Origin of the sequence: Pseudomonas sp. 31 R 17 (assembly GCF_900004915.1) — a bacterium.
Taxonomy (GTDB): domain Bacteria; phylum Pseudomonadota; class Gammaproteobacteria; order Pseudomonadales; family Pseudomonadaceae; genus Aquipseudomonas; species Aquipseudomonas orientalis_A.
The window spans coordinates 801,949-823,688 of the sequence record NZ_CVTN01000065.1 but is presented as its reverse complement, the minus strand read 5'-3'; the positions used below and the strand labels follow the sequence as shown (position 1 = coordinate 823,688).

Annotated in this window: 18 protein-coding genes; 7 read left to right on the top strand and 11 right to left on the bottom strand. The window is 61.7% G+C overall.

Annotated features, from left to right (window positions below):
• Positions 1–164: 164 nt before the first annotated feature.
• Together gyrA and mtnA are read right to left on the bottom strand one after the other, a co-directional pair.
• Positions 165–2,819 carry a DNA gyrase subunit A gene (gene gyrA / locus BFP89_RS15975; protein ID WP_065886408.1) on the bottom strand — a complete coding sequence of 885 codons (2,655 nt, stop codon included), beginning with the start codon at positions 2,817–2,819 and terminating at the stop codon, positions 165–167.
• A gap of 425 nt (positions 2,820–3,244) precedes the next feature.
• Complete coding sequence (gene mtnA, locus BFP89_RS15970; RefSeq protein WP_065886407.1) at positions 3,245–4,315, bottom strand: S-methyl-5-thioribose-1-phosphate isomerase; 1,071 nt, start codon at positions 4,313–4,315, stop codon at positions 3,245–3,247.
• 110 nt (positions 4,316–4,425) lie between these two features.
• On the opposite strand from mtnA, the gene BFP89_RS15965 reads away from it, so the two are divergent.
• The 4 genes from BFP89_RS15965 (at position 4,426) to BFP89_RS15950 (ending at position 7,989) form a co-directional block, all read left to right on the top strand.
• Positions 4,426–5,757 carry a TRZ/ATZ family hydrolase gene (locus BFP89_RS15965; protein WP_065886406.1) on the top strand — a complete coding sequence of 444 codons (1,332 nt, stop codon included), beginning with the start codon at positions 4,426–4,428 and terminating at the stop codon, positions 5,755–5,757.
• 29 nt (positions 5,758–5,786) lie between these two features.
• Positions 5,787–6,485, top strand: coding sequence for a bifunctional 2-polyprenyl-6-hydroxyphenol methylase/3-demethylubiquinol 3-O-methyltransferase UbiG (gene ubiG / locus BFP89_RS15960; protein ID WP_003189760.1), 699 nt, complete (start codon positions 5,787–5,789; stop codon positions 6,483–6,485).
• A 4-nt stretch (positions 6,486–6,489) separates the two neighbouring features.
• Positions 6,490–7,161, top strand: coding sequence for an N-acetylmuramic acid 6-phosphate phosphatase MupP (gene mupP, locus BFP89_RS15955; RefSeq protein WP_065886405.1), 672 nt, complete (start codon positions 6,490–6,492; stop codon positions 7,159–7,161).
• An 87-nt stretch (positions 7,162–7,248) separates the two neighbouring features.
• A complete protein-coding gene (locus BFP89_RS15950; RefSeq protein ID WP_065886404.1) occupies positions 7,249–7,989 on the top strand; it encodes a YciK family oxidoreductase in 741 nt (246 codons plus the stop codon).
• A gap of 132 nt (positions 7,990–8,121) precedes the next feature.
• Here the strand turns inward: BFP89_RS15950 and BFP89_RS15945 are convergent, their stop codons facing one another.
• Genes BFP89_RS15945 through BFP89_RS15920 form a run of 6 tightly spaced genes read right to left on the bottom strand, consistent with a single transcriptional unit; the run spans position 8,122 to position 14,279 of the window.
• Positions 8,122–9,636 carry an ABC transporter substrate-binding protein gene (locus BFP89_RS15945; protein WP_065886403.1) on the bottom strand — a complete coding sequence of 505 codons (1,515 nt, stop codon included), beginning with the start codon at positions 9,634–9,636 and terminating at the stop codon, positions 8,122–8,124.
• A complete protein-coding gene (locus tag BFP89_RS15940; protein ID WP_065886402.1) occupies positions 9,618–10,637 on the bottom strand; it encodes an ABC transporter ATP-binding protein in 1,020 nt (339 codons plus the stop codon). Before BFP89_RS15940 ends, BFP89_RS15945 begins: the two co-directional genes overlap by 19 nt.
• On the bottom strand, positions 10,634–11,590 hold the full coding sequence (locus BFP89_RS15935; protein ID WP_065886401.1) for an ABC transporter ATP-binding protein: 957 nt from the start codon (positions 11,588–11,590) through the stop codon (positions 10,634–10,636). Before BFP89_RS15935 ends, BFP89_RS15940 begins: the two co-directional genes overlap by 4 nt.
• The gene (locus BFP89_RS15930; protein WP_065886400.1) at positions 11,587–12,444 is read right to left on the bottom strand and encodes an ABC transporter permease; all 858 of its coding nucleotides are present in this window, start codon (positions 12,442–12,444) and stop codon (positions 11,587–11,589) included. The genes BFP89_RS15935 and BFP89_RS15930 overlap by 4 nt, the downstream gene beginning before the upstream one ends.
• A complete protein-coding gene (locus BFP89_RS15925) occupies positions 12,441–13,388 on the bottom strand; it encodes an ABC transporter permease (protein ID WP_065886399.1) in 948 nt (315 codons plus the stop codon). Before BFP89_RS15925 ends, BFP89_RS15930 begins: the two co-directional genes overlap by 4 nt.
• Positions 13,389–13,391: 3 nt before the next feature.
• Positions 13,392–14,279, bottom strand: a complete 888-nt coding sequence (locus BFP89_RS15920; RefSeq protein WP_065886398.1) for a proline iminopeptidase-family hydrolase — start codon at positions 14,277–14,279, stop codon at positions 13,392–13,394.
• A gap of 182 nt (positions 14,280–14,461) precedes the next feature.
• Between BFP89_RS15920 and BFP89_RS15915 the strand changes: the two genes are divergently transcribed.
• Both BFP89_RS15915 and BFP89_RS15910 read left to right on the top strand, forming a co-directional pair.
• Positions 14,462–15,226: a LuxR family transcriptional regulator gene (locus tag BFP89_RS15915; protein WP_065886397.1), complete on the top strand. Its 765-nt coding sequence runs from the start codon at positions 14,462–14,464 to the stop codon at positions 15,224–15,226.
• Positions 15,227–15,318: 92 nt separating this feature from the next.
• On the top strand, positions 15,319–16,251 hold the full coding sequence (locus BFP89_RS15910; protein WP_065886396.1) for a proline iminopeptidase-family hydrolase: 933 nt from the start codon (positions 15,319–15,321) through the stop codon (positions 16,249–16,251).
• 180 nt (positions 16,252–16,431) lie between these two features.
• Here the strand turns inward: BFP89_RS15910 and BFP89_RS15905 are convergent, their stop codons facing one another.
• On the bottom strand, positions 16,432–17,934 hold the full coding sequence (locus BFP89_RS15905) for a nucleobase:cation symporter-2 family protein (RefSeq protein WP_065886395.1): 1,503 nt from the start codon (positions 17,932–17,934) through the stop codon (positions 16,432–16,434).
• Positions 17,935–18,135: 201 nt separating this feature from the next.
• Positions 18,136–19,320 (bottom strand): purine nucleoside transporter PunC, encoded by a 1,185-nt coding sequence (gene punC, locus BFP89_RS15900; protein ID WP_065886394.1) that lies wholly within the window; start codon positions 19,318–19,320, stop codon positions 18,136–18,138.
• Between the two features lie 122 nt (positions 19,321–19,442).
• On the opposite strand from punC, the gene punR reads away from it, so the two are divergent.
• Positions 19,443–20,351, top strand: a complete 909-nt coding sequence (gene punR / locus BFP89_RS15895; protein ID WP_065886393.1) for a DNA-binding transcriptional activator PunR — start codon at positions 19,443–19,445, stop codon at positions 20,349–20,351.
• Positions 20,352–20,505: 154 nt separating this feature from the next.
• Here the strand turns inward: punR and BFP89_RS15890 are convergent, their stop codons facing one another.
• The gene (locus BFP89_RS15890) at positions 20,506–21,675 is read right to left on the bottom strand and encodes an aspartate aminotransferase family protein (protein ID WP_065886392.1); all 1,170 of its coding nucleotides are present in this window, start codon (positions 21,673–21,675) and stop codon (positions 20,506–20,508) included.
• Positions 21,676–21,740: the final 65 nt, after the last annotated feature.

Here is a 21,740-nt window from a genome sequence, read left to right as displayed (position 1 = left end):
GCGAGCTTGCTCGCGAAAAACCCGAGAGCGCAAGGCGTATCAGGCAGCCCGCGTCATCGTTGGCGATTTTCGCGAGCAAGCTCGCTCCTACAGGGGGCGGCGTTATATTTCAAAGGGGACAAACAACAAGGGGGCGAATCTTCATCCGCCCCCTGTGTGTCCGCTTATTCCTGCGGTTCTTCTTCGTCTGCGGCAGCATCGAGGGTTGGCTCGTCGACGTTGTCATCGCCGGCTGCGATCACCTCGCCATCGAATTCCTCACCTTCGAGCGCTTCGCCCTCAACTTCCGAAGGCTCCTGCACACGCTCAAGGCCGACCAGTTTTTCGTCCTTGGCCAGCTTGATCAGGGTCACGCCCTGAGTGTTACGGCCCAGGCTCGATACTTCCGCCACGCGGGTACGTACCAGGGTGCCCTGGTCGGAAATCAACATGATTTCCTCGCCGTCGAGTACCTGCACCGCGCCGACCAGACGGCCGTTGCGGTCGTTGCTGACCATGGCGATCACGCCCTGGCCGCCACGCTTATACTCCGGGAACTCGCTGATGGCGGTGCGCTTGCCGTAGCCACGCTCGGAAGCGGTAAGGATCTGGCTGCCTTCTTCCGGAATCAACATGGAGATCAGCTTCTGCCCTTCCGGCAGGCGCATGCCGCGCACGCCGCGGGCGGTACGGCCCATGGCGCGAACGTCGGATTCCTTGAAGCGCGTGACCTTGCCGCCGTCGGAGAACAGCATGACTTCGCGCTCGCCATCGGTAATCGCGGCAGAGATCAGCACGTCGCCTTCATCCAGCTCCAGGGCGATCAGGCCCACGCTGCGTTGACGGCTGAAGGATTCCAGCGGGGTCTTCTTCACGGTGCCCATGGCGGTGGCCATGAAGATGAAGTGACCTTCGGTGTATTCCTCGACCGGCAGCATGGTGGTGATGTATTCATCACTGTCCAGCGGCAGCAGGTTGACCAGTGGACGCCCACGGGCGGCACGGGAGGCTTCCGGGATTTCGTAGGTTTTCAGCCAGTACACCTTGCCCTTGCTGGAGAACAGCAGCAGCGTGGTGTGGCTGTTGGCGACCAGCAGGTGAGCGATGTAGTCCTCATCCTTGACGCCGGTAGCCGATTTACCTTTACCGCCACGACGCTGGGCCTGGTACGCCGCCAGCGGCTGGGTCTTGGCGTAGCCACCGTGGGAGATGGTCACCACACGCTCTTCTTCCGGGATCATGTCACCCAGGGTCAGGTCGAGGCGCGCATCGAGGATCTCGGTGCGGCGCACGTCGCCGTATTCGGCGCGGATCACTTCCAGCTCTTCGCGGATCACTTCCATCAGGCGCACGGCGCTGTTGAGGATGCGGATCAGCTCGCCGATCTGGTTGAGAATCTCCTGGTACTCGGCCAGCAGCTTCTCGTGCTCCAGCCCGGTCAGGCGGTGCAAACGCAGTTCCAGGATGGCCTGGGCCTGTTCCGGCGACAGGAAATACTTGCCGTCACGCAGGCCGTATTGCGGGTCCAGGGTCTCGGGCCGGCAGGAATCAGCGCCGGCGCGTTCAACCATGGCCACCACGGCGCTGGATTCCCATGGCATCTTGATCAGGGCTTCCTTGGCTTCCGACGGCGTCGGCGAAGCCTTGATCAGGGCGATTACCGGGTCGATGTTCGACAGCGCAACCGCCTGGCCTTCCAGGATGTGGCCGCGCTCGCGGGCCTTGCGCAGTTCGAACACGGTACGACGGGTGACCACTTCACGGCGGTGACGTACGAAGGCTTCCAGCAGATCCTTGAGGTTCAGGATGCGTGGGCGGCCATCGATCAGGGCAACCACGTTGATACCAAACACGCTTTGCAGCTGGGTCTGGGCGTAGAGGTTGTTGAGGATCACCTCGGGCACTTCGCCACGACGCAGCTCGATGACTACGCGCATACCGTCCTTGTCGGACTCGTCGCGCAGTTCGGTGATGCCTTCGAGCTTCTTCTCTTTAACCAGCTCGGCGATCTTCTCGATCAGGCGCGCTTTGTTCAGCTGGTACGGCAGTTCGGTAATGACAATCTGCTGGCGGCCACCGACCTTGTCGATGTCCTCGATGATCGAGCGGGCGCGCATGTAAATGCGCCCGCGACCGGTGCGGTAGGCTTCGATGATGCCGGCGCGACCGTTGATGATCGCGGCGGTCGGGAAGTCCGGGCCGGGGATGTATTGCATCAGCTCATCGACGGTCAGCTCGGGGTTGTCGATGAGGGCCAGGCAACCGTCGATGACTTCACCGAGGTTGTGCGGCGGGATGTTGGTGGCCATGCCCACGGCGATACCGCTGGAACCGTTGACCAGCAGGTTGGGAATACGGGTGGGCATGACGGCCGGGATCATTTCGGTGCCGTCGTAGTTCGGCACCCAGTCCACGGTTTCTTTATGCAGATCGGCCAGCAGTTCGTGCGCCAGCTTGGTCATGCGCACTTCGGTGTATCGCATGGCCGCGGCGTTGTCGCCGTCGACCGAACCGAAGTTGCCCTGGCCGTCTACCAGCAGGTAGCGCAGGGAAAACGGCTGGGCCATCCGAACGATGGTGTCGTACACCGCAGTGTCGCCGTGGGGGTGATACTTACCGATCACGTCACCGACAACACGGGCAGATTTCTTGTACGGCTTGTTCCAGTCGTTACCCAGCTCGCTCATCGCGAACAGCACACGCCGGTGCACGGGCTTCAAGCCGTCGCGCGCATCAGGCAGTGCCCGACCGACAATGACGCTCATCGCGTAGTCGAGGTAGGACTGTTTCAGCTCGTCTTCGATATTGACCGGGAGGATTTCTTTGGCCAGTTCGCCCATGAGAAGCCTGATTCCTTTTTCGGGTGAAACTTCGTTACATCCATTCGGGACGAACAAAGCTCGCCGCTGCCGGCACGGTGCCTGACAACGACTTACGACAAATCAACGAGTTATGACACGGATCTGCACGTTATGGACCACCCCTCGGGGCAGCCCTGGAAACCGCCGGATGTTATCACAATCGCCGCCACGCACCTATCCCCCTGATGCGCATGGAGGCTAGTAATTTGATGAATGACAGGCTTGAGGGGGACGAGAGAGGCTCAGAGGTGGGGTGGTGCTGTTTTTTGAGGCTGGATCCGGGACTTTTATTGACTTTGAGGGCCAATCGGGGGCAAGCCCCCTCCCACACTTGAATTGTGAACACAGTCAAACCTGTGGGAGGGGGCTTGCCCCCGATAGCAATGGCACAGACACCACAGCCCTCAATGCAGCCGCTTACGACACATCAACCTGGCCAGCTTGGCGGTATCCGGCCGCTCCATCACACCTTTTTCGGTCACGATCACATCAATCAGATCCGCCGGCGTCACATCGAACGCCGGATTAAATGCCTGCGCCTCCAACCGCTGGCCATTCACCTCCAGCAACTCACCGACATCACGCTCTTCCAGGGTCACATCATCGCCGGTAGCCATCATCAGATCGACGGTCGAGCTCGGCGCCACCACCATGAAGCGTACGCCATGGTGCATGGCGCAAACGGCCAGTTGATAGGTACCGATCGTGCTGATCACATCGCCATTGGCCGCGATGCAGTCCGCGCCGACCACCACCCAGGTGACGCCTTTGGTCTTGAGGATATGCGCCCCGGCGGCGTCGGCATTTACCGTGACCGGAACGCCGGCGCCGGCCAACTCCCAGGCGGTCAATCGCGAGCCTTGCAGCCACGGCCGGGTTTCATTGGCATAAACCTGCTCGACCAGGCCTTCCAGGAATGCCGCGCGGATCACCCCGAGGGCCGTGCCGACACCGCCGGAGGCCAGGGCGCCGGCGTTGCCATGGGTCAGGATCGCCTGGGCGTTGCCCTGATGCTTGCGAATGCGCTCGAGGCCCAATTGGGCCATGACCACATTGGCTTCGCGATCGCTCTCATGAATCGCAATGGCTTCGGCTTCCAGCACCGCCAACGGGTCGGCCTGTTGCTTGAGACGGTCAAGGCGCTCGCGCATGCACTTCAACGCCCAGAACAGGTTGGATGCGGTGGGGCGGGTATCGGCCAGCAATGCGTAGTCTTCTTCCCATGCCGCCTGCCAGTCATCGCCTTCGGCAATGCGTTGGCGCGCAGCCAGGACCAGGCCGTAGGCCGCACTGATACCGATGGCCGACGCGCCGCGCACCACCCTCGCGCGAATGGCGGCGGCCACCTCGTCGACGGTCGAGCACGTCACCCAGCTTTCCCGGGCCGGCAATGCACGCTGATCGAGCAGGTGCAGCACGCCATCACGCCACTCGATGGCCTTCACCTTCTCCGCCGCCAACAGTCGGTCGCGCATCCCTTAACCCCGTACTTATGAACAAAAGCCGCCGATTATAGCGATCCGCCCGCCGGGACGCTCGGGTATACTTCGCCCTTCTTTTATAGCTGCCCAGGAAGAAGCCTGCGATGACGCCCACTGCCGCCCCGCTCGACTTATTACTGCTGCCGACCTGGCTGGTACCCGTCGAACCCGCCGGCGTAGTGCTCAAGGAGCATGGCCTGGGTATCCGCGACGGTTGCATCGTGTTTATCGGGCCGCGGGCGGCGGCATTGAAGCTTGAGGCGAGCGAAGTGCGCGAACTGCCGGGCATGCTGCTCAGCCCCGGCCTGATCAACGCCCACGGGCATGCGGCGATGAGCCTGTTTCGCGGCCTGGCCGATGACCTGCCATTGATGACCTGGCTGGAAAAACACATCTGGCCCGCCGAGGCCAAGTGGGTCGATGAAGCCTTCGTGCGCGATGGCACCGATCTGGCCATCGCCGAGCAGCTCAAGGGCGGCATCACCTGCTTCTCCGATATGTATTTCTACCCCAAGGTCGCCAGCGATTGCGTGCACAACAGCGGCATGCGCGCGCAGATCGCCATTCCGATCCTGGACTTCCCCATCCCGGGCGCCAGCACCGCCGATGAGGCGATTCGCCAGGGCATCGAGCTGTTCGGCGACCTCAAGCATCATCCACGTATCAAGATCACGTTCGGGCCTCATGCGCCGTATACCGTCAACGATGACAACCTGGAAAAGATCCGGATCATCGCTGAAGAGCTGGACGCCGCAATCCATATGCACGTGCACGAAACCGCCTTCGAAGTGCAGCAAGCCGTGGAACAGACGGGCGAGCGGCCACTGGCCCGTCTGGGTCGCCTTGGCCTGCTGGGCCCGCGCTTCCAGGCCGTTCACATGACCCAAATCAGCGAGGAGGACCTGGCTTTGCTGGTAGAAAGCAACACCAGCGTGATCCATTGCCCGGAATCGAACCTGAAACTGGCCAGCGGCTTCTGTCCGGTTGAACGCCTGTGGCAGGCTGGCGTCAATGTGGCTATAGGCACTGACGGCGCCGCCAGCAACAACGACCTCGACCTGTTGGGCGAAACCCGCACCGCCGCGATGCTGGCCAAGGCCGTCGCCGGTTCGGCCACCGCGCTGGACGCCCATCGCGCGCTGCGCATGGCCACCCTCAATGGCGCGCGGGCGATGGGCCTGGACAGCCAGATCGGCTCGCTGGAAGTCGGCAAGGCTGCGGATATCGTCGCCTTCGACCTTTCGGGGCTGGCGCAACAACCGATCTACGACCCGGTCTCACAGCTTATCTACGCCACCGGACGTGACTGCGTGAAACACCTTTGGGTCGCCGGCAAGCAGTTGCTCGACGACCGACGATTGACCCGCATGGATGAAGCACAGTTGACCGCCACGGCCATTGCCTGGGGCCAACGCATCAGCGGGCACAGCGAATAAACCGATTTATCAGATTCAGAGGATTCACCATGAGCAACGTCGACCACGCCGAAATCGCCAAATTCGAAGCCCTGGCCCACCGCTGGTGGGACCGTGAGAGCGAGTTCAAGCCGCTGCATGACATCAACCCACTGCGGGTCAACTGGATTGACGAACGCGTCAACCTGGCCGGCAAAAAGGTGCTGGACGTCGGTTGCGGCGGTGGCATCCTCAGTGAAGCCATGGCCCAGCGCGGCGCCACCGTCATGGGCATCGACATGGGCGAGGCACCGCTGGCCGTGGCCCAGCTGCACCAGCTGGAATCCGGCGTAAGCGTGGAATACCGCCAGATCACCGCCGAAGCCCTGGCCGAGGAAATGCCCGAACAGTTCGACGTGGTCACCTGCCTTGAAATGCTCGAGCACGTGCCGGACCCGTCTTCGGTGATCCGCGCCTGTTTCCGCATGGTCAAGCCCGGCGGCCAGGTGTTCTTCTCCACCATCAACCGCAACCCCAAGGCTTATCTGTTCGCGATCATCGGCGCCGAATACATCATGAAGCTGCTGCCGCGCGGCACCCATGACTTCAAGAAATTCATCCGCCCCTCCGAGCTGGGCGCGTGGAGCCGCCAGGCCGGGCTGACCGTCAAGGACATCATCGGCCTGACCTACAACCCGCTGACCAAGCACTACAAGCTGGCCAACGACGTTGACGTCAACTACATGATCCAGACCCTGCGCGAGGAGTAAGCCTGTGAAGTTGCGAGCGGTTCTCTTCGACATGGACGGTACCCTGCTGGACACCGCGCCGGACTTTATCGCCATCTGCCAGGCCATGCGCGCCGACCGTGGCCTGCCGCCGGTCAACGACCAGCACATCCGCGATGAAATCTCCGGTGGCGCGAAGGCGATGGTCGCCGTGACTTTCTCGATGGACCCGGAGTCGCCAGGTTTCGAAGCGCTGCGCCAGGAATTCCTCGAGCGATACCTCAAGGACTGCGCGGTGCACAGCAAATTGTTCGACGGTATGGCCGAGCTGCTGGAAGACATCGAGAAGGCCAAGCTGGTCTGGGGCGTGGTCACCAACAAGCCGCTGCGCTTTGCCGAGCCGATCATGCAGCAACTGGGCCTGGCCGAACGCTCGGCCGTGCTGATCTGTCCGGACCACGTAAAGAACAGCAAGCCGGACCCGGAGCCGATGATCCTGGCGTGCAAGATGCTCGACCTCGACCCGGCCAGCGTGTTGTTCGTGGGCGACGATTTGCGTGATATCGAATCCGGTCGCGATGCCGGCACCCGTACGGCGGCAGTTACCTACGGTTATATCCATCCGGACGACAACCCGCGTCACTGGGGGGCGGATGTGGTGGTGGACCACCCATTGGAGCTGCGCAAGGTGCTGGATAGCGCGGTGTGCAGTTGCTGATTTAACTGATCGATGAAGATCCAATGTGGGAGGGGGCTTGCCCCCTCCCACATTGGATCTTCGGCGTTTTCGAATGTGAGGTTATGTATGTTTGATTATTCTGCCCCTCCAGAACTGCTCAAAGGCCGGGTGATCCTGGTCACCGGTGCCGGCCGCGGGATCGGCGCGGCTGCGGCGAAAACCTACGCCGCCCACGGTGCCACCGTGTTGCTGCTGGGCAAGACCGAGGCCAACCTGGCTCAGGTGTATGACGAAATCGAAGCCGCCGGCCAGCCGCAACCGGTGGTGATCCCGTTCAACCTGGAGACCGCCCTGCCCCATCAATACGATGAGCTGGCAGCGATGATCGAAAAGGCATTCGGCCGCCTCGACGGCCTGCTGCACAACGCCTCGATCATCGGACCGCGCACGCCCATCGAGCAATTGTCCGGCGAGCACTTCATGCGGGTGATGCACGTCAACGTCAACGCGATGTTCATGCTGACCAGCACCCTGCTGCCGCTGCTCAAGCTGTCCACGGATGCGTCGGTGGTGTTCACTTCCAGCAGCGTCGGGCGCAAGGGCCGCGCGTATTGGGGCGCTTACGGTGTGTCGAAGTTTGCCACTGAAGGCTTGATGCAGACCCTGGCCGACGAGCTGGAAGACGTCGCCGCCGTGCGCGCCAACAGCATCAACCCGGGCGGTACGCGCACCAGCATGCGAGCCCAGGCCTACCCTGGGGAAAACCCGATGGAACGGCCGGCGCCGGAAGAAATCATGCCGGTGTACCTGTACCTGATGGGGCCGGACAGTGCAGGGATCAATGGGCAGGCGTTCGACGCCCAGTAACCCCTGACACAACCTGAAGCAAAATGTGGGAGGGGGCTTGCCCCCGATTGCGGTGGATCAGCCCATGAATCTGTTGGCTGAGACACCGCTATCGGGGGCAAGCCCCCTCCCACATTGGTATTGCAGCGCTCGTCAGTTTTTCACCACTTCCTCAAGCGTGAAGCGGCCCAGCGGGTTTTGCAGGAAGTTGCTCACATTCTTGCGTGAGATATTGATGTACGGGCTGTAGTACAGATCGATCCAGTTCACGTCCTGTTTCGCCAGTTTCTGCAACTCCACGTACATCTGTTCACGCTTGGCCGGGTCGGCCTCGATGCGCGCCTGCGCCACCAGGGCCTTGACCTTGTCGTTCTGGTAACGGGTCATGTAGTTCTGGTTGGTGTCATGGCCCAGCACGAAAGTGGTCTTCTGGTCCGGGTCGAGGATGTCGTTGGTCCAGTACATCACCGAAATATCGTACTCACCGTCCACCAGCATCTGCCAGCTCTGGGTCGGGTCGACCTTTTGCAGGTTGGCGGTGACGCCGACCTTGGCCAGCTGGTCCTTGATGATCACCGCAATCTGCTCGTCCGCTTCGTTGCCGGCGTTGACCACGTAGTTGAGCTTCAGGTCCTTGGCGCCTGCATCGGCCAGCAGCTTTTTCGCCGCAGTCGGGTCATACGGGCGTTGCAGGTTATTGGCGTAGTGATAGAGCGAGCCTTTCGGGATGTAGGAATAGGCCACGGTGCCTTGTCCGTAAGTGGCGGTCTTCACCAGCGATTGTTTATCGATGGCCATGTCCAGCGCTTCACGCACTTCTGGCTTGGCCAACAGGCCGTGCGCGTGGTTGATCAGCAGGTGATCTTCGCGGGTGGACGGGTCGGCATGGATCACCACGTTCGGGTCTTTCTTCAGCTCTTCAACCCGGGAGAAGGGTACGAAGATCGCCGTGTCCAGCTCGTTGTTCTGCACCATGCGCATGCGTGTGTTGTCGTCCGTGACCGACACCCACTCCACCCCGTCCAGGCTGACGTTGCCGGCCTGCCAGAAGTTCGGGTTCTTCTTCAGGATCACGCGGTCGCCCTTGCGCCATTCGTCCACGGTGAAGGCGCCGGAGGTCACCGGGTTTTCCGAGTAGGCGTCTTCGCCCATTGTCGTCATGGCTTTTTCCGACAGGATCGACACCGTTGGCGACGCCAATTGCGAGAGAAACGCCACCGCCGGCGTTTTCAGGGTCACCACCAGGGTTTTCCCATCGCGGGCCTTGGCGGTGTCGATCAGGCTGAACGGGTCGCTCCACAGCGACGCCTTGTTATCGCGGATGCGCAACAGGCTGAACGCTGCGTCGCTGGCGGTGATCGGCGAGCCGTCGGAGAACTTGGCGTCGCGCAGTGTGAAGGTGTAGGTCAGGCCGTCCTTGGAAATCTCCCAGCTTTGCGCCAGGCCCGGTTCCATTTTGGTGCCCAGGTTGTCCACTCGCACCAGGGTGTCGTAGACGTTGGCAAATACCCAGGTATCGCGGTTCTGCGCGCTTTTGATCGGGTCAAAGGTGGTGCTGTCTTCACGGCAACCGATGGTCAGTACGCCAGCAGCCTGGGCCAGGCCGGCAGTGAGGGACCAGGCGGTCAGCGTGGCGGCGGCGAGTAATTTCAAATGGCGCGATTGCATGTCATAACTCCTTGTTCATGATGGGCAGGAAGGGGCAAAGGGTGTTCAAGCACGCAACTGTACCGATGCTCATGCACTGAATGGGTGGGCGGCAACACCACGGAACACATGGCCTGGGCATAGCGGCAACGCGGGTGAAACGCGCAGCCTGTGGGCAAATTCAGCGGGCTGGGTGGCTCGCCGGGCAATGGCTGCGCAGGCAACGGACGATGGGGGTCAATCTGCGGAATCGCCTCGATCAACGCCGCCGTATAGGGATGGCGCGGCGCAGTGAACACCGCTTCCACCGGCCCCTCCTCGACGATCTTGCCCAGGTACATCACCGCCACGCGGTCGCACAGGCGCCGCACGATGGCCAGGTCATGGGCGATAAACAAGATCGCCAGGTTCATGCGCTGTTGCAGTTCCAGCAGCAGATTGATGATCTGGCCCTGGATCGACACATCCAGCGCCGCCACGCATTCGTCGGCGACGATCAAGCGTGGTTCCACCGCCAGCGCCCGGGCGATCCCCACGCGCTGGCACTGGCCGCCACTGAGGGAGCCGGGTTTGCGCGAGGCCAGTTCAGGGCGCAGGCCAACCAGCTCGAGCAGTTCATCGACACGGGCGCGGATGTTTTGCGGCGCGACCTTGCGCTGCACCCGCAACACTTCGGCGAGGGTTTCACCGATGCTGTGACGCGGGTTCAGGGCGGCGTAGGGGTCCTGGAAGATCATCGCGGTTTCCCGGCGCAAGCGCGCAATATCGATAGCGCTGCCCCGGGCCATGTCGACACCGTCGAACAGCACCTGCCCGGCGCTGATCGGGTTGAGGTGCAAAATTGCCCGGCCCAACGTGCTTTTACCGCTGCCGGACTCGCCCACCAGCCCGAGGGTCTCACCGGCAGCCAGATTCAGCGACACCCCGTTCACCGCCCTCACCCACTGCTTGCTCAACCCGAACAGGCCACTGCCGGATGCGGCAAAGCGGACCTCCAGGTCCTTGATCTGCAACAGGCTCATGGGCGCCCTCCGAGGGGATAGTGACAGGCAACTCGCGCGCCTTCCGGCAACAGTTCGGTACACAGGGCGCCGACCTGCGGGCAGCGCGGGTTGAAGCGGCAACCGCCCGGCAATGCGTCGAGCAGCGGCGGCTGGCCAGGGATGGTGCGCAACAACGCATGGCCGCTGCTGTGGGCCGGCTGGCAATCGATCAGGCCGGCGGTGTACGGATGCCGTGGCTGAGCCAGCAGTTCGTATTTGCTGCCGTGTTCGCACAGGCGCCCGGCGTACATCACCGCGATGGAGTCGCAGCTTTGCGCGACCACGCCGAGGTCGTGGGTGATCATGATGATCGACAGGCCACGCCTGTCGCGAAGGTCGAGCAACAACCGCAGGATTTGCGCCTGCACCGTCACATCCAGGGCCGTGGTGGGTTCGTCGGCGATCAGCACCTTCGGGTTGCACCCCAGGGCTACGGCAATCATCGCGCGCTGGCGCATGCCGCCGGAAAACTCATGGGGATAGTTGTCGACACGGGCCTGCGGGTCGGGAATGCCCACTTGGCGCAGCACGTCGATGGCCTGCCGGCGCGCGTCTTTCTTCGAGGCGCCTTGATGCAGGCGGATGCCTTCGGCGATCTGCTCGCCGATACGCATCAACGGGTCCAGATGGCTGCTGGGGTTCTGGAAGATCATGCCCAACTGCCCGCCACGGACGGCGCGCATGCCGGCTTCATCCAGGCGCAGCAGGTCCTGGCCGGCCAGGTGCACCGTGCCGCCCTGCACGCGCAGGTTGGGCGATGGCAGCAGGCGCATCAGGCCGCGACAGGCCAGGGTCTTGCCCGAACCGCTTTCACCGACCAACCCGAGGATTTCACCCTCGGCGAGGTCAAAGGACACGCGGTCGACCAGGGTCAGCGCATGCCCGGCGTTATCGGCGATCACGCTGAGGTCGCGCACTTGCAGCAGGCTCATGAACGATCCCCCAGGACTTGCGCTACACCATCGGCCAGCAGGCTGAAGCCCATGGCCAGGGTGACGATGGCCACGCCCGGGAAGGTGCAGATCCACCAGGCGGTGGTGATAAAGGCCTGGCCCTCGGCGACCATCGTGCCCCATTCGGCGGTCGGTGGCTGCACGCCCAGGCCCAGGTAGCTCACCGCAGCGCCGTTGAGCAGCACCAGCACCGCGTCGGACATGGAAAACACGATCGAGCCAAACATGGCATTGGGCAGCAAATGCCGGAACAGAATGCGCCCATGACCAAACCCCAGGCTCCTGGCGGCCAGGGCAAAGTCGCTCTCCTTGAGTACCAGGATCTGCGAGCGGATCAACCGCGCATACGAGACCCAGCCCACCAGCGCCATGGCGATGTAAAAGCTCTGCAGTCCAGGCCCGAGAATGGCCATGATCGCCAGCATCAACACCAGAAACGGGAACGCCAGCACCACATCGATCACGCGCATGCACACGCTGTCCAGGCGCCCGCCGATATAACCGGAGATCGCACCGATGAAGGTGCCGATCATGAACGGAAAGATCACCCCGACAATCGCCAGTTGCAGGTCGATGCGCGCGCCCCAGATCACCCGCGACAGCACGTCGCGGCCGTAGTTATCGGTGCCGAACAGGTGCGCAGCACCGGGCGCCAGCAGGCTCATATCGGTGTTCTGCGCAATCGGGTCGTAGGGCGCGATCCACGGCGCGAACAGCGCCAGGGTCAGCCATGCGAGCAGTATCAACAGGCCCCACGCAGCGGTCAGCCGGCCGTTGCGAAAACCCAGGCGCAGGCGCAAACGCCAGGGCGCTATCAATGGGCGGCTGTTCATTGCATTTTCACCCGTGGGTCGAGGGCCACCGTGACCACGTCGGCGATGAAGTTGACCACCACCGTCGCACAGGCCAGCACCATTGCCACGCCCTGTACCACCATGTAGTCGCGGGTAAAAATACCGCGCACCAGCAACTGGCCGATGCCGGGAATGGCGAACAGGCTTTCGATGACCACCGTGCCGCTGATCAGCCAGCCGATGTTCACAGCCAGCAGGTTGACGGCCGGCACCAGGGAGTTGGGCACGACATGGCGGCGGAACACGGCGGCTTCCGACAGCCCCCGCGCCCGCGCTGCGGTGACATGATCGGCCTGCAGTTCCACCAACATGCTCGCGCGCAAATTGCGCACCAGCACTGCCGACAGCGCCAGGGCAATGGTCAGACACGGCAACACCATATGGTGGGCCTTGTCCAGCCAGGTGCGACCATAACCGGACACCGGAAACAAGCCCCACTGCACACTCAGCAACAGGATCAGCATCAGGCCCAGCCAGAACGCCGGCATGCCCAGGCCGACCGTGGTGAATACGCGGATCAGGTTGTCTGGCCAACCGCCTTTATTGCGCGCCGCCACTGTCGCCAGCGGGACCGCGATCAACAGCGCCAGCAGCACACTGCCGAGCACCAGCACCAGCGTCGGTTCAATACGCGTGACGATCAGCTTGAGAGCGTCGACCTTGTACAGCAGCGATTGGCCGAGATCGCCCTTGAGCAGGTTCTTCAGGAAGTAGAAATATTGCAGCCACAACGGTTCATCGAGGCCGTACTGGGCGCGGATTTTCAGCAACGCGTCCGGCGTGCTGCGCGAACCCAGCAGCGCGCGCGCCGGATCGCCCGGGATCGAGCGCACCAGCACAAAGGTGATCAGGCTGATGCCCAATAGCACCGGCAACAATTGCAGGGGCCGGGACAGTACAAAGCGGTAACGCGCGAGGTTCATTCGTCAGCCTCGGTGGCGGGCGAGAAAGTCCAGCAGCACCGGAAAATACGCCTCGGGTTCTTCGTAGAACGGCATATGGCTGCTGTTGGGAAATACGTGCAGTTCGGCGTGCCGGGCCGCCATTTTCATGCGCAGGGCACAGGCCGGCGTGAGTTCGTCGTGCTGGCCGGTGGTGATCAATATCGGCATCTTGAACGTGGCCATTTCAGGAATGCGGTTCCAGTCCTTGAGGTTGCCGATATAAAGGAATTCGTTGGGCCCCTGCATGGTTTCGTAAGGCCCCATGTTCCAGTCGCCGAGGGAGCGTTTGACCGGCTCCGGCCATTCGTCCAGGCGGCACACGTGGCGATAGTTGAGCAAGGTGATGGCGGCTTGATACTGCGGGTGATCGAGCGTGCCCATGGCTTCATGGCGCTGCATCATGGCCACGGTTTCGCTGCCAAGGGCGCCGCGCAGGCGTTCAAGTTCCCGTGACAGGTGGGGAATATCGCCGACCGTGTTTTCGAGAATCAGGCTTTTCAGCGCATCGGGGTAATGAATGGCGTACTCGATACCCAGCCAACCGCCCCAGGAATGCCCGAGCAGATGCACTGGGCCCAGGCCCAGTGCCTGGCGCACGGTCTCGACTTCTTCGACATAACGGCGGATTTCCCACAGGGAAACGTCGGTCGGTCTGGCTGATGCGCCCGTGCCAAGCTGGTCGAATGCAACCACTCGCAGGTTATGGTCTTTGAGCCAGCCATGGGCGTCGCGCAAATAGTCACACGGCAGGCCCGGCCCGCCGTTGAGGCACAGCAGCACCTCATCGCCTTCGCCAAAGCTGTAGACCACGAGATTATGGCCGTCGACTTGCACGTTGTACTGCTGGTCGGGGGCAATTTCACGCCACATGCATACATTCCTTGTGTTGTATCGGCCTGGCAGGTAGTGGCCGTTTGTACGTCAACACTACCGAGGATGCCGCGCGTCCATAACCTAGCGTTTCTTATAGGTTTGGCCTGGCAGTCCTTCGCCGGGGCGTGGCATTCTACTTGCAGCAAGTCGAGATTCAAATGAATTCGGGAGCAGAACGGATGCTGGCCAGGCTAACTGCCTTCAATAATCGCCTGATGCCGGGCAGGAGCCTGGACGAGCAGATAGACAATACGTTTATCCTCGCCCAACAGCTGGGTTTCGATGCGCTGGTGTACGACTACACGCCGGTGCCCATCGACCTCAACGGGGTGCTGATCACGCCCTCGGTGCTGCAACTGCGCAACACGCCGACCGACTGGCACGCCTTGTGGTGCAGCGAAGGGTTCTACCAGATTGATCCGGTGCAACACCTGGCCTTGCGCAGCGTATCGCCGTTTGTCTGGTCGTATGAGGCAAAAGCCGAGACTGCACTGCAAACGATCATCGACCCCTGCCATGCACCCGTTTGTTCCTACCTGCACGAACAACAGTTGACCTGCGGCGTCAGCGTGCCGATCCACCTGCCCCGCGGTGGCTTCGCTTCACTGACCGGGCTGCGCACCGGTAAGGCGAGTGCGGTATTGAAAGATGCGCAGCAGACCTTGTCGGACTTCAGCGTGATCGGCCACGCGTTACAGGAAGCGGCTTATCCTTTGTTCAACAAAGCAGTGCGCACCTACCCGCATATCCACCTGACCAAACGCGAGCGCGAGTGCCTGAAATGGGCCGCCGAAGGCTTGACTGCGGCCGAGATCGCCACGCAATTGACCCGTTCGCTGGCGGTGGTGACCCTGCACCTGGCGTCTGCCATGCACAAGTTGGGCGCCAAGAACCGCGTGCAGGCGGTGGTGCGCGCCACGCACTACCGGTTGCTGGACGATTGATCGTTATCTAAAACCTAGCTGTTTTGCTAGTTACCTAAACGTCGCGTGCAGACTATCGTAGCCATGATCCTTTTTTCAGAGCAGGGTACGAAATGGAATTCATCGACAAAGTCCGCGAAGGCTACGCCCCCTTCGGCGCCTATCAGACGTGGTATCGCATCACGGGCGAGCTGTCTACCGGCCGCACACCACTGGTGATCATCCATGGCGGCCCCGGCTGCACCCACGATTACGTCGACGCGTTCAAGGATGTCGCCGCCAGCGGCCACGCGGTGATTCACTACGACCAGTTGGGCAATGGTCGCTCGACGCACTTGCCGGAAAAACCGGCTTCGTTCTGGACCGTCGAGCTATTCCTCGACGAATTGAACAACCTGCTCGACCACCTGCACATCAGCGACAACTACGCGATCCTCGGGCAATCCTGGGGCGGCATGCTCGGCAGCGAACATGCGATTCTGCAGCCCAAGGGCTTGCGCGCCTTTATCCCGGCCAACTCACCGACGTGCATGCGCACCTGGGTCAGCGAGGCCAATCGACTGCGCAAGCTATTGCCCGAAGGTGTGCATGAAACCCTGCTCAAGCATGAAGCCGCCGGTACCTACCAGGACCCTGAATACCAGGCCGCCTCGCGGATTTTCTACGACCAGCACGTGTGCCGGGTCAACCCGTGGCCGGAAGAAGTCGCGCGCACCTTCGCCCAGGTCGATGCCGACCCGACGGTGTATCACGCCATGAGCGGCCCGACGGAGTTCCATGTGATCGGCAGCTTGAAGGACTGGAACGTGATCGGTCGCTTGCCTGCGATCAACGTGCCGACCCTGGTGATCTCCGGCCGGCACGACGAGGCCACGCCGCTGGTGGTCAAGCCGTTCCTGGACGAAATCCCGGACGTGCGCTGGGCGCTGTTCGAAGACTCCAGCCACATGCCCCACGTGGAAGAACGCCAGGCGTGCATGGGGACGGTGGTGAAGTTCTTGGATGAAGTATGTTCAATGCCGCACCAAGCCCTCAAGGCTGGCTAATTCCAATGTGGGAGGGGGCTTGCCTTAAGGCTTTTTGTAGGAGCGAGGGGGGCGCCTAGCTCTTGCTCGCGAAAAACTCACAGGCACTGCGTTCATTCAGGAAGCACGCGTTATCGTTGACGTTTTTCGCGAGCAAGCTCGCTCCTACAGACTGGCATCAGGGCTTGCCCCCTCCCACATTCAGGCCTCAGTGGTTTCAGGTTTGGCGGTTTTCCTCAAGGTATCCGCCACCAAAGGAATCTCCTTGCCTTCGGCATCGAACAGTTTGCCACCCCGGTAGTAATCGCCATCGCGCAATGCCGCCACGTCGCGAAAGCACAAACTGCGTTCAGTCCCCGCCACGAACACCGACTGCTGGTCGGAGTTACCGGCGGTGAAGTGGTTGAACGTCAGGTTGAGCAAGATCGCCATGATCGCCGACGAGCTGATGCCCGAATGGAAAATGGTCGCGAACCAGCTGGGAAACTGGTCGTAGAAGCTGGGCGCGGCGATAGGAATCATGCCGAAACCGATACTCGTGGCGACGATGATCAGGTTCATGTTGTTGCGGTAATCCACCTTGGACAATGTGCGAATACCGCTGGCCGCCACGGTGCCGAACAACACAATGCCGGCACCGCCAAGTACCGAGGTAGGCACTGCGGCAATCACCCGGCCCATGAACGGCAGCAGGCCAAGCACCACCAGGAACACCCCGCCGGTTGCCACTACAAACCGGCTTTTCACCCCAGTCACCGCCACCAGGCCGACGTTCTGGGCGAACGCACTCTGCGTGAAGGAACCGAAGATCGGCGCGAACAGGCTCGACAACATGTCGGCGCGCAGGCCGTTGCCCAGGCGTTTGGAGTCGACCTTGGTGTCGATGATCTCGCCCACCGCCAGAATGTCCGCCGAGGTTTCCACCAGCGTCACCATCACCACAATGCACATGGAAATAATCGCCGCCACATGAAAGGTCGGCATGCCGAAATGGAACGGCGTGGGAAAGCCGAACATGGGCCCCTGGGTCACGCCGGAGAAGTCGGCCATGCCCAGGAAGACAGCGATCACCGTGCCGATCACCATCGCCAGCAGAATCGACAGACGCGAGATGGCCGCGCTGCCGATTTTGCTCAGCAGCAACACCAGCACCAATGTCAGCGCGGCCAGGCCGATATTCGACATGCTGCCGAAATCCGCCGCGCGACTGTTGCCGCCCATGGCCCAGCGCGCCGCCACGGGCATCAGGGTCAGGCCGATGGTGGTAATGACGATACCGGTCACCAGCGGCGGGAAAAACCGGGTAATGCGTGAGAACACCGGGGTGATCAACAACCCAATGAACGACGCGGCCATCACCGCGCCGAGAATCGCCGGCACGCCCCCTGCCCCGTCGCTGCCAACGATCGCCACCATGGTCGCCACACCGGCGAACGACACGCCCTGCACCAGCGGCAACTGGCAGCCAAAGAATGGCAGGCCAAGGGTTTGCAGCAACGTGGCCAGGCCACCGGCAAACAACGACGCGGCGATCAACAGGCCGATATCCGCCGGCGACAACCCGGCTGCCTGGCCGACGATCAACGGTACGGCAACGATGCCGCCATACATGGTGAGCACATGCTGCAGGCCGTAGGCCATGTTGGCGGCGACCCCCAGATTTTCATCTTCGGGCCGCTGCGGTGACGCCTTCGGGATAGTCATGGTGAGCGCATCTCTGTTTTTGTTGTGCGCTCACTGTATGCAATGTTGAGACTGTATGTCCATAGAGTTGTATACAATCATTCGGACAAGATAGCCTGCCGAGGCGTTACAAAAACAATTCGGTCGTCTTGAGCCACAACGCGTTCAAGCTGAAGAAACTCAATCCAAATGTGGGAGGGGGCAAGCCCCCTCTCCACATTTTCACTTCAGATCAGTTGCCAGCTCAGAGCACTGCGCCTTCGGCCGCGCCAGCCAGTAACCCAGCACCGCCAGCGGTGCGGTCGCCAGCATCACAATCACCGTGATCAACAGCGCCTGCTCGATCATTGACGACACCAACAGACTGGCGAGAAAGCACAAGCCCAATTGCAGGGTATTTTGCAGAGCCGCCGCCTTGCCGGAATTTTCCGAAAATGGCATCAGCGCATTCGCCACCACGATCGGGTAGCTGGCCCCGTTGCACAGCGCCATCAGGCAGAACGGAATCAGCAAGGTGGTGAGTGTCGGCACCGTCAACGTTGCAACCAGGTACAACGCCACCATGCTCAGGCAATAGAAGGCGAGCAGCCACGGTAGCAAGGTTTTGCCCGGCAAGCGCTGCAAGGCGCTGCGGCAACTGTAGCCGCCGACGAGAAAGGCCAGGGTGGGCAGCACGTAACTGAGGCCGATGTCACTCGGGGTGTAGCCCATGCCACCGAGGATGAAGGGCGAAGCAGTCAGCCAGGCAAAGAAACTGGCGGAGCAGGCGGCAAATATCATGACGTTGCCGGTAAATACCCGTGAAGTGAGCAACTGTGCATAGCCCAGGCGCACGGGTTGGTGCGTTTGACGCTTCGGCGCGGCGCGCAGGAACACCGTCGGCAACAGCAGAAGCAGCGACACACCCAGCAACACGCCAAAAATCGCCTGCCAGCCAAAGTGATTCAACACCATCGCGCCCAACAACGGCGCCAACGCCGGCGACAGCGACATCAGCGGCATGATGCTGGCGAATACCCGGTGGGCCTTGTCCGCCGGGTAGCGATCAATCACCAGGGCCTGCCAACTCACGGCGGCAGAGCACACGCCGATCGCCTGCATAAAGCGCAATGCCCAGAGCTGCGGCGCGGTCTGCACCCAGAACATACCCAGGCACCCCAGCACAAACAGGCTCAACCCCATGAGCAGGACCGGCTTGCGCCCGAGCCGGTCGGACAGCGGCCCCCACAGCAACTGCCCCAGCGCAAAACCGGCAAGGAAAATGCTCAAGCTGGCGCCCACGGCCCCGGCGCCAATCTGCAACTGCTCGCCCATGGCGCCAAACGCCGGCAAATACATGTCCATGGCGAGATAACCGAGCATGCTCAGCCCCGCCAGATACCACGTGAAACCAAAAGAATTTTTCATTGAAGCCTTGTCGATCCTGCCATCAAACTATTTGCTGACTGGCGTCCATTATGAAGCTGGCAGTTTTCCTGTGAAGCGATAATAATTGGACTGTCTTATCAATAATTTTGAAGGCAAACGCCATGTGGTCCGAATACTCCCTGGATGTGGTCGATGCCGTCGCACGCCACGGCAGTTTCAGTGCCGCCGCCCAGGAACTGCATCGCGTGCCGTCGGCCATCAGCTACACGGTGCGTCAGCTCGAAGAGTGGCTGGCCGTGCCGCTGTTTGTACGGCGCCACCGTGACGTGGAGCTGACGCCCGCCGGCCGCCTGTTTATCGACGAAGCCCGCGGGGTGATGAAAAAAATGCTCGGCACCCGGCGCCTGTGCCAGCAAGTGGCCAATGGCTGGAGCGGCCAATTGAAGGTGGCGGTGGATTCCATCGTCAAGCCGCAACGCTGTCGGCAACTGGTGCTGGACTTCTATCGGCAGTTTCCCGACGTGGAATTGCTGCTGGAGTACGAGGTGTACAACGGTGTGTGGGATGCGCTGGCGGACGAGCGCACCGACATTGTGATCGGCGCCACCAGCGCGGTGCCGGTGGCCAGCCACTTCAGCTTTCGTGACATGGGCTTGTTGAACTGGTTGTGCGTGGTCAGCGCCAGACATCCCCTGGCAGCAGTCAGCGGCCTGCTCAGTGACGATCAACTGCGCCCCTTTGCCTCACTGTGCATGACCGACACCTCGCGCAACCTGCCCAAGCGGGACACCTGGACCCTGGATAACCAGCGCCGCCTGGTGGTGCCCAACTGGTCCTCGGCGCTCGATTGCCTGCGCGATGGTTTGTGCGTCGGCATGGCCCCGGCGCATCAGGTGCTGCCGTGGATCGAGCGCGGCGAGTTGGTGGCGCTGCAGCTGCACCGCCCCTTCCCGGCCAGCCCATCCTGCGTGGCCTGGGCGCAGAACAAACTGTCGCCGGCCATGGCGTGGTTGCTGGAGTACCTGGGGGATACCGAGACCCTGAATCAGGAGTGGTTGAATGGAATCTGAAAAGCAGCACAGAATTCTGTGGGAGGGGGCGCCTGGCTGTTGCTCGCGAGAAACTCACCGACACCGTGTTCATTCAGAAAGCACGCGTTATCGTTGACGTTTTTCGCGAGCAAGCTCGCTCCTACAGACGGCATTCCCACATTTTGATTGCCTTTCAGTCCAGCAGTCGGGTGATGGCTCGAACGATCATCTCGACTTCCCTGGCATCAAGGGTCAACGGCGGCAACAGGCGAATGATCTTGCCCCGCGTGATGTTGATCAACAGCCCGTGCTCCTGGGCGGCACGGTGTGCAAGGTCGCGATAAGGGCTGGCCAGTTCAATCCCGATCATCAAGCCTTTGCCACGAATCGCCCGCACTTGCGGGTGCCCATCCAGCTCGATGCGCAAGCGATCCAGCAAGTGTTCGCCCTGGCGGGCAGCGTTCTGCAACAAGCCTTGCTCATGAATAATATCCAGCACGGTGCAACCGACACGGCACGCCAGCGGGTTGCCGCCAAAGGTGCTGCCATGGCTGCCCGGCGTGAACAATTCGGCGACGCCGGCGCGGGCCAGGCAGGCGCCGATCGGTATGCCGTTGCCGAGGCCTTTGGCCAGGGTCATTACGTCGGGGACAATGCCCTCGTGCTGAAAGGCGAACCAGGCACCCGTACGGCCAATGCCGGTTTGTATTTCGTCGAGCATCATCAGCCAGCCGTGGCGCGTGCAGTGATCGCGCAGCGCTTTCAGATAGCCGGGCGGTGCCGGTAATACACCGCTTTCACCCTGGATCGGCTCCAACAGCACGGCGGCGATACGCGCGCCACAGTGCTGGGTGATACGTTCCAGTGCGTCCAGATCGCCAAAACCCACCCTCAGAAAATCCCCCGGCAAACGTTGAAACCCAAGGCGTACCGACGGCCCGTCACTGGCTGCCATGGTGCCCAGCGTGCGCCCGTGGAAAGCGTTCTCCATCACCACTACCAAGGGTTGCTCAATGCCTTTTTTCCAGCCATGCAGCCGTGCCAGTTTCAGCGCTGCTTCATTGGCTTCAGCGCCTGAATTGTTGAAGAACGCGCGGTCCAGCCCGGACAGCTGGGTCAGGCGCCGGGCCAGACGCTGTTGCCAGTCAATGCTATAGAGGTTGGAGGTGTGCAACAGCAGGCCGGCCTGCTCGCTGATGGCCGTTACCAGCCGCGGATGGGAATGGCCGACATTGGTCACGGCCACGCCCGCAACCGCGTCCAGGTATTCGCGGCCGTGCTGATCCCACAGACGCGTGCCCAAACCACGGGTGAAACTCAAGGCCAAGGGTTGATAGGTGCTCATCAGGCAGGCGGCAGTCATGGGGCGGGCTCCAGTGCATCGTTGTGGTGTTTAAGTATCGTTAGCCACCACAGCTGGATAAACTG

Bases quoted from the DNA above. Each gene is read 5' to 3' on its own strand.
- BFP89_RS15890 (WP_065886392.1), bottom strand. From the start codon at position 21,675: ATGACTGCCGCCTGCCTGATGAGCACCTATCAACCCTTGGCCTTGAGT.
- mtnA (WP_065886407.1), bottom strand. From the start codon at position 4,315: ATGCGCGACCGACTGTTGGCGGCGGAGAAGGTGAAGGCCATCGAGTGG.
- punR (WP_065886393.1), top strand. From the start codon at position 19,443: ATGTGGTCCGAATACTCCCTGGATGTGGTCGATGCCGTCGCACGCCAC.
- BFP89_RS15910 (WP_065886396.1), top strand. From the start codon at position 15,319: ATGGAATTCATCGACAAAGTCCGCGAAGGCTACGCCCCCTTCGGCGCC.
- punC (WP_065886394.1), bottom strand. From the start codon at position 19,320: ATGAAAAATTCTTTTGGTTTCACGTGGTATCTGGCGGGGCTGAGCATG.
- gyrA (WP_065886408.1), bottom strand. From the start codon at position 2,819: ATGGGCGAACTGGCCAAAGAAATCCTCCCGGTCAATATCGAAGACGAG.
- BFP89_RS15930 (WP_065886400.1), bottom strand. From the start codon at position 12,444: ATGAACAGCCGCCCATTGATAGCGCCCTGGCGTTTGCGCCTGCGCCTG.
- BFP89_RS15925 (WP_065886399.1), bottom strand. From the start codon at position 13,388: ATGAACCTCGCGCGTTACCGCTTTGTACTGTCCCGGCCCCTGCAATTG.
- BFP89_RS15905 (WP_065886395.1), bottom strand. From the start codon at position 17,934: ATGACTATCCCGAAGGCGTCACCGCAGCGGCCCGAAGATGAAAATCTG.
- BFP89_RS15920 (WP_065886398.1), bottom strand. From the start codon at position 14,279: ATGTGGCGTGAAATTGCCCCCGACCAGCAGTACAACGTGCAAGTCGAC.
- BFP89_RS15915 (WP_065886397.1), top strand. From the start codon at position 14,462: ATGCTGGCCAGGCTAACTGCCTTCAATAATCGCCTGATGCCGGGCAGG.
- BFP89_RS15965 (WP_065886406.1), top strand. From the start codon at position 4,426: ATGACGCCCACTGCCGCCCCGCTCGACTTATTACTGCTGCCGACCTGG.
- BFP89_RS15940 (WP_065886402.1), bottom strand. From the start codon at position 10,637: ATGAGCCTGTTGCAGATCAAGGACCTGGAGGTCCGCTTTGCCGCATCC.
- BFP89_RS15935 (WP_065886401.1), bottom strand. From the start codon at position 11,590: ATGAGCCTGCTGCAAGTGCGCGACCTCAGCGTGATCGCCGATAACGCC.
- ubiG (WP_003189760.1), top strand. From the start codon at position 5,787: ATGAGCAACGTCGACCACGCCGAAATCGCCAAATTCGAAGCCCTGGCC.
- BFP89_RS15945 (WP_065886403.1), bottom strand. From the start codon at position 9,636: ATGCAATCGCGCCATTTGAAATTACTCGCCGCCGCCACGCTGACCGCC.
- BFP89_RS15950 (WP_065886404.1), top strand. From the start codon at position 7,249: ATGTTTGATTATTCTGCCCCTCCAGAACTGCTCAAAGGCCGGGTGATC.